This window comes from Clostridium bornimense, from assembly GCF_000577895.1.
GTDB classification, from domain to species: Bacteria; Bacillota; Clostridia; order Clostridiales; family Clostridiaceae; genus Clostridium_AN; species Clostridium_AN bornimense.
Window position 1 is genome coordinate 2,851,214 of sequence record NZ_HG917868.1, and the last position, 15,775, is coordinate 2,866,988.

The window sequence follows — 15,775 nt, forward strand, 5'->3', positions numbered from 1 at the left end:
TTCTATTAAATCTTTTTATTAAATCTTACTTTTAATAGTATATCATAACTCTTTATGTATTTCCTATGTTAATTTTCCCTACGTGAAAAACACTATAGTCTTACTGACAGCAAATTAGACAAGAATTATAACTTATTCATTAAATTTATAAAATTAGTCTTACTAAGAAACTTTAAACTAAATAAACTCCTTTATAGTTACTTTACATAGATAAGTATAGAGGCTCTGCTCACGAAATAGAATCGTTATTGCACAGCCCCTAAATCTTATTTATAACTTAAATTATTAACCATCATTCGCTCTATTGATTCTATAGACGTACCTTTTCTCTTACAATAGTCCTGCATTTGTTCTTCTGATATCTTATCTATACTAAAATATCTACTTTCTTCATTTGCAAAGTATAATCCACAAACAGAACATACTGGAGTCATTAAATAATTTTCTGTAAGTTCTACTCCTATATTTGTCTCTCCCTTTAATATATCAAATAACTTTCTTTTTTCTGAATGATCCGGAAGAGATGGATATCCTATTGCTGGTCTTATTCCTTTATACTTAGCATCAAATAATGATGTAAAATCTAATACTTCGCCCTTTGAATACCCCCAAAATTCTGTTCTCACTTTATAGTGAAGATATTCTGCAAAAGCCTCCGCAAGTCTATCTCCAATAAGCTTAACCATTATAGCTGAATATTCATCGCCTGCTTCTTTAAATTCTTTAGATAGTTTATCAATTTCACTTCCTGCTGTTACAATAAATCCACCAATATAGTCTTCTATATTACTTTCTTTTGGTGCTATAAAATCTCCTAAAGCCAAAGTTGTCTCATCTTTATTGATTTTTTGTTGTCTTAATGTATTGAATACTGTTAGTATATCGACTCTTTCATCATTCTTATATACTTCTATATCTTCACCTACTGAATTTGCTGGAAATATTCCATAAACTCCTTTTGGCTTAATTCCTTTTTCAATCAATAGATCTATCATCTTATTTCCATCTTCAAAAAGTTTTTTAGCCTCATTGCCGTATTTGCTATCTTCAAGGATTGTTGGATACTTTCCTTTCAATCCCCATCCATAAAAGAATAAACTCCAGTCTATATATTCTCTTAATATTCTTATAGAAATATCATTTACTTTATATACACCTAATTTATTAGGCTTAAATATATTCCACTGTATATCCACTTTATTCTCTCTAGCTTTTTTTAAAGATAATAACGGTGATTTTTTAGTATTATAATTATCTCTAATATTTTTATACTGATTCTTTGTTTCTTTTATAAAACTATCTTTTACTTTTTCATTCATTAATTTTTTGCATACTTCTACTGATTTTGAAGCATCAAAGCAATGTACTACAGCTCCAGAATATATAGGATCAATCTTTACTGCCGTATGTGTTTTTGATGTTGTTGCTCCACCTAATGTTAATGGAATATTTAATCCTTCTTCTTCTAACGCCTTTGCTACATGACACATTTCATCAAGAGATGGTGTTATAAGTCCACTTAACCCAATGATATCTACATTTTCTTCTTTTGCCTTAGCAATTATATCTTCACATGGTACCATTATTCCCATATCAATAACTTCAAAGTTGTTGCATGCTAATACTACAGAAACAATATTCTTTCCAATATCATGTACATCACCTTTTACTGTAGCTAAAAGTATTTTACCTGCACTAGTACTTGAATCTCCACTCTTTTCTGCTTCTATATATGGCAGTAATACTGACACCGCCTTTTTCATAACTCTAGCACTTTTAACTACTTGAGGTAAGAACATCTTTCCTTCACCAAAAAGCTCTCCAACCTTTCCCATACCTTCCATCAAAGGTCCTTCAATTATCTCTAATGCTTTTTCATACTGAGGTCGTATCTCTTCTATATCTTCTTCTATATAATCACTAACACCTTTTATTAATGAATGTATTAATCTTTCTTTAACCTCTAATTCTCTCCATGCTAATTTATGTTCATTAGAAACTACAGCTGTTCCTTTATATTTTTCTGCTACTTCTATTAATTTTTCTGCTGCTCCATGATATTTATTAAGGACAACATCTTCCACTACCTTAACTAACTCTGGCTCTATTTCATCATAAATTTGAATCATACCTGGATTTACAATACCCATATCCATACCATTATTTATAGCATGGTATAAAAATACTGAATGCATAGCTTCTCTTATCTTATTATTACCTCTAAATGAAAATGATAAGTTACTTACACCACCACTAACTTTTGCATATGGTAAATTTTCTTTAATCCACTTTGTAGCATTGATAAAATCAACGGCATAATTATCATGTTCATCAATTCCTGTTGCTATAGCAAGAATATTAGGATCAAAGATTATGTTCTCTGGTGGAAATCCTACCTTATTAACTAAGATATCATATGCTCTCTTACATACCGCTATCTTTCTTTCATAGACATCAGCTTGACCATTTTCATCAAACGCCATAACTACTGCACCAGCTCCAAAAGCCATTATTTCTTTAGCGTGACTTATAAATTCTTCTTCTCCATTCTTTAAAGAAATAGAATTTACTATACATTTACCTTGAATGGATTTAAGCCCAGCTCTTACTACTTCCCACTTTGAAGAGTCAATCATTATCGGTACCTTTGATATTTCTGGTTCTGATGCTATTAGCTTTAAGAAAGTTTCCATCTCTTTAGCTGAATCTAGTAATCCGTCATCAAAGTTAACATCTATTATTTGAGCTCCATTTTCTACTTGCTCTCTAGCAATAGATAGTGCTTCTTCATACTTCTTTTCATTGATAAGACGTAAGAACTTTCTAGAACCTGCAACATTAGTTCTTTCTCCAACATTAATAAAATTTGATTCTTTTGTAATCTCTACTACTTCAAGACCTGCAAACTTACTTATCACATCCATCTTTTTAGCTATTCTTGGTGCCTTTCCTTTTGCTACCTTTGCAATAGCTTCAATATGTTTAGGTGTCGTTCCACAACAACCACCGACTATATTAACATTACCATCATCAATAAGAACCTTTAATAATGATGATGTAACTTCAGGTGTTTCATCATACTCACCAAAAGCATTCGGTAATCCTGCATTAGGATATATAGATATATTTAAATCTGTCATCTCTCCTAAATCCTTAATTATAGGAATTAAGTCCTTAGCACCAAATGAACAGTTAAGACCTATTGAAATAACTAATGGATCTTTTAATGATTCAACAACACCCTTTAAAGTTTGACCACTTAAAGTTCTTCCACTTTTATCATTTATAGTTATAGATATCATTATAGGAATACTAATGCCTTTTTTATTGCACACCTCATTTGTAGCGCAAATTGCAGCTCTAGCATTTAGAGTATCAAAAATAGTTTCTATTAATATGACATCTATGCCACCATCTATTAATCCTTCAACTTGTTCCTTATAAGCATCCTTTAGTTGATCAAAAGTTATGCTTCTAAACCCTGGATTCTCTACATCCGGTGATAATGATAATGTTTTATTAGTTGGTCCCACAGACCCTGCCACAAATCTTAATCTATCTGGATTTTCTAACATAAACTCTTTTGCAACTTTTTTAGCTATTTCAGCTGAAGTTTTATTTATTTCATATACTATATCTTCCATGCCATAATCTATTTGAGATATTCGATTTGCATTAAAAGTGTTTGTTTCTACAATGTCACTACCGGCTTTATAATATTCTCTATGAATCTCTTCAATAACCTCTGGTTTTGTTAGTGATAATATATCATTATTACCTTTTTGCTCAAAAGTGGAATCTTTAAATCGTGTTCCTCTATAATCTTCCTCTTTAAGCTTATATTGTTGAATACAAGTACCCATAGCCCCATCTAATATCACTATTTTATTTTTTAACAATTTCAAAAACTCACTATTCATTCTTATAGCCCCCCTAAATAGCAAATATTATTGTTTCTCTCATATATATATTTCTAAATATATCATTAATTTAAAATAATTAAAACATATTTCTTATTGCTTTTACATAGTTATTACATTATAATCAATATATATTTTATCACTTTAGTACGCTAAATCATTAACGAGGTGAATTATGACTAATTTAGAAAAGCAACTAGGCTTTAAAGAAGCCTTATCAATTACAATTGGAGTAGTTATAGGTGAAGGTATCTTTTTTAAAGCTTCTTCTGTATTTAACAATGCTGGATCCCCAACTCTTGGAATATTAGCTTGGATCATTGCAGGAATAATAACAATCTGTTGTGGTCTATCTATAGCAGAAGTAAGTTCATCTATTCCTAGAAACGGAGGTTTATATGGCTACTTAAAAGAATTATATAACGAAAAAATAGCTTATCTTTATGGATGGATGCAAAATATAATATATTACCCTGCATTAGTAGCTTCTACATCAATAGTTTTTTCTAGACAAGCTACTTACTTTATTCAACTTACTGAAACTGAACAAAAATTATTATCTATTAGTTTAATATTATTTTTATCAGCTATTCATATTTTATCTACTAAAACAGCAGGAAAGTTACAGATAATTTTTACTGCTGGTAAACTTATACCTCTTTTCGTCATAATTATTATAGGTATATTTTATAATGGCAATAATACTGGAATAATATTTTCAGAATACTCAAATCCCTCTAATTCATTAGGCTTTGGTAGCGCATTACTTGCTTGTCTTTGGGCTTATGATGGTTGGATTTCTGTTGGCAATATTACCGGGGAAATGAAGAATCCAGCGAAAGATTTACCTAAAGCTATTATATTAGGTTTATCATTAATAATGGTTGTATATGTATCAATATCCTTTGTATTTTTAAAAGTTCTTGGATTTAATGATGCCATCACTTCAAATAAAATAGCTTCTGATGTATCACTAATTATCTTTGGTAAAGTAGGAGCTACATTAATAACTATTGGAATTCTTGTATCTGTTATCGGAGCTTTTAATGGTAATCTTATCTCTGGTTCAAGAATTTCATATACTATGGCAAATGATAAATTACTTCCGTTTTCAAAATCATTATCAAAAGTGTCCAAGTTTAATACACCTATTTATTCTATAATACTTACTAGCGGTCTTGGAATTATTTATGTATTTACTGGAACTTATGAAAGCATAACTAATATTTGTTTATTTTCAGCCCTTTTCTTTTTCTTATTAGGTGTAACAGGAGTATTTATATTAAGAAAGAGAAAAATAACCTCTAAATATAAAACTCCACTTTATCCTGTAGTACCTATAATAGGAATACTTGGTGGTAGTTATGTTATAATAGATACATTATTCTCAGACTTTAGAAATGCAGCTATAGGAATACTTATAACTCTTATAGGTTACCCTGTATATGTCTTTTTAAAGAAAAAATAAGGAGCGCTGATGATGAGAGATCTAAATAATAGTAAGGGGAAAATTTTTAGACACTTTAAAGGAGATTTGTATCTTCTAATTGATTTTGTAACTCACTCAGAAACACAAGAGACAATGGTATTATATAGAGCTCTTTATAAAGATTGTGGACTATTTGTTAGGCCATATGATATGTTTATTGAAGAAGTGCCATTAGATAAGCCAAATCCAACAGGACAAAAATATAGATTCGAAGAATACTACGTTGAAAGTATAAAATAGATACAAAATCATTTCAATATAATACATTTATTAAAACTCTATATAAAGATAAGGGACTTGTCACATGATTTTCAAAATAAACCTATTGTAACAAAGTCCCTTATTTTTTAGTCTTAAAACCAAAGAAATCCCTAAGGGATTTCATCAATTACTGTGCACTGCCATACTATGCACTGTGCACTGACTATGCTTTATATCCTAATAGTTCTCTTACTACAACAGACGCAATAATCATTCCTGCTACTGGTGGTACAAAAGAAATTGATCCTGGTATTTGTCTTTTTTCTGCACACTTTTTAGTACTTTCACCAGTACAAACACATCCAGTTTTACATGTTACAACATCTTCTGCTCTTGGTTTCATTGGTATTTCTTCTGAATATACTACCTTAAGCTTTTTAACGCCTCTTCTTTTAAGTTCATATCTCATAACTTTTGCTAATGGACACACCTTAGTCTTATAAATATCAGTAACTTTAAATTGTGTCGGATCTAGCTTATTTCCTGTTCCCATTGAACTAATAAGCTTTATTTTATTCTTTTCACAATATACTGCAAGACCAATTTTTGCAGATACAGTATCTATAGCATCTACAACATAATCAACATCATCTGTTATAATATCTCCAATATTATCTACAGTAACAAATACTTGATGAGTTATTACATTACATTTTCTATTTATAGTTAAAATTCTTTCTTTCATAACTTCAACTTTGCTTTGACTAATAGTCTTATATGTAGCATGTATTTGTCTATTTAAATTTGTTAAACAAACTGAATCATCATCTATTAAAACTATTGTCCCAACACCAGCTCTTGCTAATGCTTCAACAGTGAAACTTCCTACTCCTCCGACTCCAAATACAACTACCTTACTATTTGCTAATGTATCTAAACCTTCTTTTCCTATAAGAAGTTCTGTTCTTGATAATGAATGTTGAGCCATACCTTATCCTCCTTAATAACATTTCATTAATACTTTAAAGTGATAATTATAATACTACAAGATTATCATATTGTCACCCTTTTATTCATAAGTAGTAAGTTCTAATATTTGTTTTCTTATAATTGCTTCTTTATTTAAATCCGCAATTATAACTAAATAATCTCCTGATTTAATTTCTGTATTACCCCTAGGTAATATTTCTTCTTCTCCCCTTTTTATTGATAGTACTAATGTGTTTGATGGCCATGATATATCTCTAACCTTTTTTCCCGCTATATCAGATCCATAATGCACTACTGCATTTATAACAATCTTCTCACTATCATCACCACTATATCCCTCTATATTTTTCCCTTTAAGTTGATTTTCAAGTAATGAATCATATACAGGTTTACTCTTTGTTAAATCCGCCACTATATACGCAATTATAGATACTATTGTTAATGATAATAAATGCGAAAATGATCCTGTCATTTCTGTTATAAGTATAACGCCTGTTATTGGCGCTCTTACTATAGCCGTAAAGTATCCTGCCATAGCTAGTATTATGAAATTATTAAAAAATACACTATCGATCCCTAAGTAGTTAATAGATATATTTCCAAAGATGGCACCTATAGTTGCTCCAATTATTAAAAGTGGAAAGAATATTCCTCCTGGTGATCCAGATCCGAAACTTATCATGGAAAATAAAAATTTCATTATTAAAAGTAAAAGTAAAAATGGAATTGTTGTTTCTAAATGCAATTCTTCAATAACTCTATGTCCGCCACATAAAACATATGGAAATACGATTCCTAAAATTCCTGCTGTTACAAATGGTATTATATTTTTAACAGGCATAGATACAAACTTTATCTTCTTATATAATTGTTGACTAAGTAATAAAATTTTATTATAAAAAGCTCCTAATAACCCTAAGACTATACCTAGAATTATTAAAACCCAGTAATGATCTAATGGAATAGATTTTGCTTCTCCAAAATTAAACACAGGCTTAATACCAAATACTTGCTTTGAAACAAAATCTGCTGATACAGCAGCTGCCATTGTTGATAATAATACTAAAGGTGAAAAATACTTATATATCTCCTCTAATGCAAACATAACACCGGCTAATGGTGCATTAAATGCTGCTGCAAGACCTGCCGCACCTCCACTTGATATAAGTATCTTTTTTTCTACTCTTGTACATTTTAGTTTCTTACTTATTCCTTCTCCCACAGATGCCCCTAATTGTATTGATGGACCTTCTCTTCCTAAAGATAATCCTGAACCTATAGATAAAACTCCACCTATAAATTTATAAATAATAGTAGTAACCCAATTATTCTTTAAATATCCTAATAATACTCCCTTTGTTTGTGGTATCCCACTACCACTTACCATAGGATTTTTTTCTACTATTTTACCTACGATATATCCTACTATACCTAAAATTATAATAGATACAGGTACTAGCCATAATTGTTTTCTTTCTATATTATATATCCAAAATGCAAAATTCTCTGCATATCCTAATGCTAATCTGTATAATACAACTACAACAGAAGCTAGTATTCCCACTAGTATTCCATGTATCAATATATATAACTTTCTATCTCCCCTATTAACCACCGCTTTATAGTCATTTTTCATTATTTACCACCCCATAATAAATTATACTACCCTCCCATTTATGGCACAAATAAAAAAAGCCACGATGTGACTTTTTCTATCTATATTTTTTGATTACTTTATTTTCAAAAATAGCAACAGCTTTATACATAATATACGCTAATATAGAAAGAATTATAATAGCCATCATTACAGAGTTTAAATCTGCTATTTGACCACCATATACAATAAGGAATCCTAGTCCTTCTTTAGCCACTAAATACTCTCCCATTATTACCCCTACCCAAGATAAACCTACATTAATTTTTAATGCAGACATCAAAAGCGGTATTGAGGCTGGTAAAACTAAATGTTTTAGAATTTGAAGCTTAGTAGCCCCAAAGGTCTCCATTAACTTAATCCTTTCACCATCAACTTCCATGAATCCTGCATATACAGATATTATTGTTACTATAATCGAAATTAATAAGGCTATAACAATTATGGCAGTTATTCCATTTCCAACCCAAAAAATTATAATTGGTGCTAATGCTACTTTAGGTATGGCATTTAAAACTACTAAATAAGGATCTAACACTTTACCTATAAAATCATTCCACCATAAAACTACTGCTATTGCTGCACCCATTATAGTTCCTACAACAAATCCTATTATTGTTTCATAACAAGTTATCCAAATATGTCTAAATAGATCCCCTTCTTTAAAATATTTAACTACTGATTCTACTACCCTAGATGGCGATGATACTAAAAATGGATCTATCCATTTTAATTCCGCTGCAACTTCCCACAAGATAATAAATATTATTAATATCAAAACTCTTGTTATTCCTATTGTCCTTTTATCTTTCTTTACTTTTCTTAAGTACTGTTGATGTTCTGTCAATTGACTTTTATTCACCATTATCGAGCTCCTTCCACACAGTATTAAAATAATCCTTATACTGCACTGCTTCTCTCCTCTTAAATGGTGTATCATATTCTTCATCATAATATATATCTAATACTTTTTTTATTTTAGATGGCCTTGAACTTAAAATAATAACTCTATCTGACGTTGTAATAGCTTCGCCAATATCATGAGTTACCATAAGTGCTGTCTTATTTTCTTTTCGTATTATAGAGTAAATTTCATCAGATACACTAATACGAGTAACATAATCTAATGCTGAAAATGGTTCATCTAGTATTAATAATTCTGGAGACAAAGCGAGGGTTCTTATAAGTGCCACTCTTTGCCTCATACCTCCTGATAATTCCCTTGGATAACTGTCTTTAAAATCATATAATTCATAGCTTCTAAGAAGATTTTCTACTTTAATTAAGTTTACCCTGTTTATAGATTTCTTTATTTTTAACCCCAATGTTACATTTTCCCATACTGTTAACCAATCAAAAAGATTATCCTTTTGAAACATATATCCTATTTTATCTGTTCCTTTTTTTATTTCTTCTCCATTTAAAGTTATATTTCCTGAAGATTTATCAATAAGCTTAGCTATTATATTTAAAATAGTAGATTTCCCACATCCTGATGGCCCAACTATAGAAATAAACTCTCCTTCATTTACTTCAAATGATATATCCTTTAGTGCCTCTGTTTCTCCACTTAAAGTATGATAATTTTTTGTTAGTTTTTCTACTTTAAGCCTAGTCACCTTAAACTTACCTCCTCTCATTATGTAAGGTTTCATAAGGCTAATTGCATACTAACCTTATATTAGCATCCTGCAACCGCCTTATAGCTTACTGTACATCATTTTTGAACTACTTTATCTGTAAAAGAGGTATCTACAATATCTTTAAAATTAGGTCTCGTAGGTATTAATGTAGAATCATAGTCTTGTATTATATCCATTAAGTGATCTACATTTTCTTCTGAAACAGACGGTGTCTTAGAAAATGCTTCAACATTTCTATAATTCTTAACTACATTTGTTAACACATCTAAATCACTGCCAGGAAAGAAATCAATTATTGCTTTAGCCACTTCTTCATCACTAGATGCTTCTACAAATTGTTGTCCTTTATAAATAGCTCTAGTAAATGATTCAATAATTTCTGGATTCTTTTTTATATATGATTGATTAGCATAAAAAGTAGTATATGATATGTCTCCAGCTTCCTTACCTATTGATGAAACTATATATCCTTTTTTCTCTTTTTCTAACATACTTCCTGTAGGCTCAAATAATGCTACATAATCTCCTGTGCCTCCAGTAAAAGCACCTGCTGTGGCATTAAAGGCTATATTAGTTACTATATTTACATCCTTCCCTGGAGTTAAACCATGTTTCTTTAACACATACTCCAGCGACATTTCTGGCATCCCGCCAGGTCTACCTCCAACTATAGTTTTTCCTTTAAGAGATTCATATTTAAAATCTTTCTCATTTTCTCTACTTATAAGAAAAGAACCATCCTTTTGAGTCAATTGTGCGAATACTTTAGGATAATCCTCTCTTCCTTGATTATAAATGTAAATTACTTGTTCTGGTCCACTAAACCCTATATCTACACTGCCGCTAAGAACTTGTTGCATTGTTTTATCTGCTCCCTGTCCTGTACTTATTTCAAGATCTATTCCTTCCTCTTCAAAATATCCTTCACTTATAGCAGCATACATTGGTGCATAAAATACAGATCTAGCAACTTCATTTAATCTTACTTTTTTAAGCTTTTCCTTGTCTTTAGAGCTACATCCAAAAAGTGATATTGACATTACTAATGCTAATAGAAATACCCCACTCCTTGCTATACGACTTCTCATAAGCCCTCCTAATTTCCTTTACTTATTACTATATTATGAAGGTTTATTAATTCAGTGCATATTTGAGTTTATAACTATAAAAAAAGAGGACTGAAGCGCAAAGTTGATTAACTTATTGCGCAACAGTCCTCTTAATTCTACTATTTATGTTATTTTCCACAACACTTTTTGTACTTTTTACCACTTCCACATGGACAAGGGTCATTTCTACCAATTTTAACTTCATTAACTACAGTTTTTCCATTCTTCCACTCTGTATGTATTTCTTTTCTCTTTTCAGGTGAAAAAATACTTTCCCATTGTGGTAAGTTATATAAATAATCTGCTTTTGCATCTAGCATATTGAAATATAATTTTTCTAAGTCAATATTAAGATTTAATTCTGTATCTGATTCAATATTTTCTATATCCATATCTACATCTACAGATTCACTTAATCCGTCTAAGAATCCCATAAAGAATAATATATCTGTATTATATTCTTTTGCTAAATCTTCTACTTTTCCAGCTAAGTTTGTTCTTTTATCACCTAAAATTTTAGCATAAATTTTTTCTTCTACTGAACTATATTCTTTCCAGAACTTAGCTTCTCCATTTACTTTTACATAATCTACTACCATATCTGTCCATTGCTTGTATAAACTCATATTTTTCTTCTCCTTTTATATCTTTTATTCAAGCTCAACGCTTTCTACGATATTAATTATTTTCAGATATATAATCATTATCTGATAATGGTTTAGTGATATCTATAAATGAAATAAATTTATCACTTATAGGATTTACATTAATTTTCACTTTATCAATAAATTCTAATTCCGTCAATGTTAAAACTATAGATTCTACAGCTTTTTCTTCTTCCTCTTCTGTAAAAGTAGGCTTAAAATTAGCAAAATCAAAAGTTACATATGCAATTTTATCCTTTATAGATACTGCAGAAATCCTAGTATCTGTAGGAAAAACTGGCTTTAACTTAGATGTTCTTTCTGGTCCTTTTATCAATTCATCCAAAATATTTCGTACCAAAACTTCATCTTCATTTATAATTCTTTTTTCATCTACTAAATTATTATTCTCATCTCTAAATTTTAACTTAACATCTATAATACCAGCTTCAGTAGATTCTTTTATGATACTTATATCTGTATCCATCCTACTTTGTTCTTTTGTGCATGCTGTCACGATAGCTACCATTATCATTAAACATATTGCCGTAGCACTTTTCTTTAGTATACTCATTTAATAAAACCCTCTTACTAAATTTCAATAACTTTGCTTGGACCTTCTCTTCTCGCTAAAGATAACTTTACTTCTTTCTCTAAATCAACTTTAGCTTCTAACAATATAGATTTTACAGTCTCGTATGCTAAATCTGGATAATTATTATTATTACTTAAATGTCCTAAAAATATAGTTTTTTCTTTACCATCTAAGATATCAATTATCCCCTTGCCACAATCTTCATTTGATAAGTGCCCTACACTACTTAAAATTCTTCTTTTTAGATTATATGGATATGGCCCAAACTTTACCATTTCAACATCATGATTGCTTTCTAGTAACATAACATCACAATCTTTTACTGCATCTTTTACTTCATAAGAAAAATGTCCTATATCAGTAACTACACCACATTTTTTGTTTTTATGTTGTACAGTATATCCACTAGAATCTATAGCATCATGAGGTGTCGAAAACCTATTCACTATTATATCTTTTATTTCTATGCAACTGCCGTTAAATACTTTTATATTTTCATCTTTTATATTTCCTACTTTACTTTCCATCTCAAGCCATGTTCTTTCAGTTGCATATATTGGTATATTATATTTTCTACTTAGTACACCTACACCTTTTATATGATCACTATGTTCATGAGTAATGAAAATCCCATTTATAAGTCTTGGATCTTCTGATATATCTTTCAGAGCCGCCTCTATGTATTTTCCAGGCATCCCTGCATCAATTAATATCTTCCCTTGATCTCCTGATATAAATATACTATTTCCTGAACTACCACTATATAACGAACAAAATTTCATTCTAATCACCTATTTATAAATTCTAGTTACATCTCCACCAAGACTTCTGAATTTATCTTCTATGTGAGGATATCCCCTATCTATATGTTCAATAGAGTATATTTCTGTTTCTCCTTTAGCTACTAACCCTGCTATAACCATCGCAGCACCAGCTCTAAGATCTGTAGCCTTAACTACTGTACCTGTAAATTCCTTTACACCTTCAATTATAGCACTTCTGCCATCAACTTTTATATTTGCTCCTAGCTTTTTAAGTTCATCTACATGCTTAAATCTTGATTCCCAGATAGATTCATTTACTAAGCTTCTTCCTTCTGCTAAACACATAAGTACAGTCATTGGCTGTTGTACATCAGTTGGGAAACCTGGATATGGTGATGTTTTTACATTTGTTCCTCTTAAATTTCCTTCTCTTTTAACAGTAACAGAATCATCACCTTCTTCTACCTCAACACCCATTTCTACTAACTTAGCTGTTATAGATTCAAGGTGTTTAGGTATTACATTCTTTATAGTTACTTCCCCACCACATGCTGCAGATGCTATCATAAAAGTCGCAGCTTCAATTTGATCTGGAATAACTGAGTAATTACACCCTTTTAAAGTAGGCACCCCTTTTATAATAATTACATCTGTACCTGCACCTTTTATATTGGCACCCATAGTATTTAAGAAATTAGCTACATCAACTACATGAGGCTCTCTTGCTACATTTTCTAATATAGTAGTACCTTCTGCTACAGCTGCTGCTATCATAACGTTTATAGTAGCCCCTACAGAAACTACATCAAAAAATATATTAGTTCCTACTAATTTCTCGGCTTGTATAGATACTGAACCATGATTTATTTCTACAGTAGCCCCTAATGCTTCAAAACCTTTTATATGTTGATCAATTGGTCTTACTCCAATATGACATCCACCTGGAAGTGCAACTCTAGCTTTCTTAAATCTCCCTAGTAATGCCCCTATTAAGTAATATGATGCTCTCATATTTTTAACTTCTTCAATCATTGCATCAGTACTAGAAATTGACTTACTATCTATAACAAATTCATTTTTATTTCTTTGTATTTCACAACCTAAACTTCTCATTATTTTTTCCATACATTGTACATCTTCAATATCTGGAATATTATCTATTACACAAACACCTTCACTTGCTAATATAGCCGCCGGCAATATCGCTACAGCTGCATTCTTCGCTCCAGTTATTTCTACAGAACCAAATAATTTATTTCCACCTTTAACGAGTAATCTTTCCATCCCTTCATCCATCCTTAAATAGTTTATATATTAACTCTCTTCATTTAACCTTTTTTTATAACCACCTTTTATTCTATCATTTATTCTATTAAAAGTTAACTATATTTTTTGTGTTATATAATTCCACTTATTATCGTTAATTACATATAATAATTATATCAAAATATTGACATTTTTCAATTTTTTTGTGTTATATAAGTCTTTTTTGTTACTTTTTATATTTTTATCTACAAAATTAAATCTTTAAAAACTATACATTAGTTATGTTTTATCTGATATTATATAATTAATAAAATTTTGAAAATAAGGGTGAAACTTATGAAATATAATTTAGTTGCTTTATTCGATAATGATTCTAATAGATTTATTGATTTTAATTATAAACATGATTCAAAACGAAATAAAATTATCCATCATATTCCATTTCATATTGTATTAGAGACTATAGATGATCCAGATATTATTAAATTAAATGATTTAATATTAAAAATCTTAAAACCTTATAAACGATTTAAAATTCACTTTAATACATTATCTACACTTTCTTCTAATAATAAAAACCAATATCTAAGTGTAGAAGAAAAAGGTTATATAAATGGTTTAGTAAGAAACTTAAATGAAGATTTAAAATTATCTGGTTTTAAAGTAAGAGATTTAGATAATAATGAAAACTTATTTGTATCTTTATCACAAAACTCACCAAAAAACCTTAATTCTAAATCTAATCTTTCACAAACCTCTATCGATTCGTTTGCAAAAATAGAAAAAATAGAGCTTTGGAAAATAATTGGAAACAAGAAGCATTCTGTAGTCCATACTTATAATTTAAGAGAATTTTAACTTATAATAAAAATTTTTAGTGTAAGCCTTTTCAGCACTTTCATAATTATTTTTATTTGTTAAAATAATAATTAATACACAAATGCGAAGAAAGGAACTTATTTCCATGGAACTAAATGAAATTTTTACATTATACAAAAATTCTACAGTTAATCCTGTAGATGATACATTTAAAATTTCTGAAAAGAATATTCCTAAAAAAGTATTAGCACTTCAAATAACCTTAGGCAATTTGGCTACACTTAGTAACTGTTGCGAGTTCATCAAAAATGATGAATCTGTAGAGAAAACGTCTATTCTAAATGAATATTTGTCTTGCTTAAATTTTATTTTTAGCATTGGATTAGATATGGGAATAGAAAATTTCAACTTCAATCCAAGCGATACAAATGCTCCAATATATGATCAATTTCTTAATCTTTATGTAGATATAAACGACTTTATAAACTTTAGAACTGAAGATCAATTCTCTACACTACTAGAAAGTTTCTTAACTATTGGAAAATCACTTGGTATATCTAATAGTGACATTTATGAAATCTATAATCCGCAACTAAAAAATAATATATCTTAAAAAATACTTAAAAGGGGCTACTGCATAACTATAAATGCACAGCCCTTTTTCATATATTTTTTGATTAT

14 protein-coding genes are annotated in these 15,775 nt (G+C 29.7%); 4 read left to right on the forward strand and 10 right to left on the reverse strand.

From position 1 onward, the window contains the following. Positions 1-266: 266 nt before the first annotated feature. Positions 267-3,920, reverse strand: a complete 3,654-nt coding sequence (gene metH / locus CM240_RS12965) for a methionine synthase (RefSeq protein ID WP_044039535.1) — start codon at positions 3,918-3,920, stop codon at positions 267-269. Between the two features lie 175 nt (positions 3,921-4,095). On the opposite strand from metH, the gene CM240_RS12970 reads away from it, so the two are divergent. Together CM240_RS12970 and CM240_RS12975 are read left to right on the forward strand one after the other, a co-directional pair. Further along, positions 4,096-5,388 carry an APC family permease gene (locus CM240_RS12970; RefSeq protein ID WP_044039536.1) on the forward strand — a complete coding sequence of 431 codons (1,293 nt, stop codon included), beginning with the start codon at positions 4,096-4,098 and terminating at the stop codon, positions 5,386-5,388. Positions 5,389-5,400: 12 nt separating this feature from the next. After that, a complete protein-coding gene (locus CM240_RS12975; protein ID WP_423219477.1) occupies positions 5,401-5,649 on the forward strand; it encodes a DUF1653 domain-containing protein in 249 nt (82 codons plus the stop codon). A 184-nt stretch (positions 5,650-5,833) separates the two neighbouring features. Here CM240_RS12975 and CM240_RS12980 read toward each other — a convergent pair whose 3' ends face one another. The 9 genes from CM240_RS12980 to CM240_RS13020 all read right to left on the reverse strand — a co-directional run bounded on the left by CM240_RS12980 (position 5,834) and on the right by CM240_RS13020 (position 14,293). Continuing rightward, entirely contained in the window at positions 5,834-6,598 is a 765-nt protein-coding gene (locus tag CM240_RS12980; protein ID WP_044039538.1) for a tRNA threonylcarbamoyladenosine dehydratase, read from the reverse strand. An 81-nt stretch (positions 6,599-6,679) separates the two neighbouring features. Next, entirely contained in the window at positions 6,680-8,236 is a 1,557-nt protein-coding gene (locus CM240_RS12985) for a ClC family H(+)/Cl(-) exchange transporter (RefSeq protein ID WP_044039539.1), read from the reverse strand. A 76-nt stretch (positions 8,237-8,312) separates the two neighbouring features. Next, positions 8,313-9,119: an ABC transporter permease gene (locus CM240_RS12990; protein WP_044039540.1), complete on the reverse strand. Its 807-nt coding sequence runs from the start codon at positions 9,117-9,119 to the stop codon at positions 8,313-8,315. Continuing rightward, the gene (locus CM240_RS12995) at positions 9,109-9,873 is read right to left on the reverse strand and encodes an ABC transporter ATP-binding protein (protein ID WP_044039541.1); all 765 of its coding nucleotides are present in this window, start codon (positions 9,871-9,873) and stop codon (positions 9,109-9,111) included. Before CM240_RS12995 ends, CM240_RS12990 begins: the two co-directional genes overlap by 11 nt. Positions 9,874-9,971: 98 nt before the next feature. Next, positions 9,972-10,985, reverse strand: coding sequence for an ABC transporter substrate-binding protein (locus CM240_RS13000; protein WP_044039542.1), 1,014 nt, complete (start codon positions 10,983-10,985; stop codon positions 9,972-9,974). A 149-nt stretch (positions 10,986-11,134) separates the two neighbouring features. Continuing rightward, positions 11,135-11,632 (reverse strand): SEC-C metal-binding domain-containing protein, encoded by a 498-nt coding sequence (locus CM240_RS13005; protein WP_044039543.1) that lies wholly within the window; start codon positions 11,630-11,632, stop codon positions 11,135-11,137. Positions 11,633-11,684: 52 nt separating this feature from the next. Next, positions 11,685-12,224: a GerMN domain-containing protein gene (locus tag CM240_RS13010; protein ID WP_044039544.1), complete on the reverse strand. Its 540-nt coding sequence runs from the start codon at positions 12,222-12,224 to the stop codon at positions 11,685-11,687. 17 nt (positions 12,225-12,241) lie between these two features. After that, positions 12,242-13,027 carry an MBL fold metallo-hydrolase gene (locus CM240_RS13015; RefSeq protein ID WP_044039545.1) on the reverse strand — a complete coding sequence of 262 codons (786 nt, stop codon included), beginning with the start codon at positions 13,025-13,027 and terminating at the stop codon, positions 12,242-12,244. A 9-nt stretch (positions 13,028-13,036) separates the two neighbouring features. Beyond that, positions 13,037-14,293, reverse strand: a complete 1,257-nt coding sequence (locus tag CM240_RS13020) for a UDP-N-acetylglucosamine 1-carboxyvinyltransferase (RefSeq protein ID WP_044039546.1) — start codon at positions 14,291-14,293, stop codon at positions 13,037-13,039. Between the two features lie 318 nt (positions 14,294-14,611). On the opposite strand from CM240_RS13020, the gene CM240_RS13025 reads away from it, so the two are divergent. Next, positions 14,612-15,133, forward strand: coding sequence for a hypothetical protein (locus tag CM240_RS13025; RefSeq protein WP_044039547.1), 522 nt, complete (start codon positions 14,612-14,614; stop codon positions 15,131-15,133). A gap of 106 nt (positions 15,134-15,239) precedes the next feature. Beyond that, a complete protein-coding gene (locus CM240_RS13030; protein WP_044039548.1) occupies positions 15,240-15,707 on the forward strand; it encodes a dUTP diphosphatase in 468 nt (155 codons plus the stop codon). Positions 15,708-15,775: the final 68 nt, after the last annotated feature.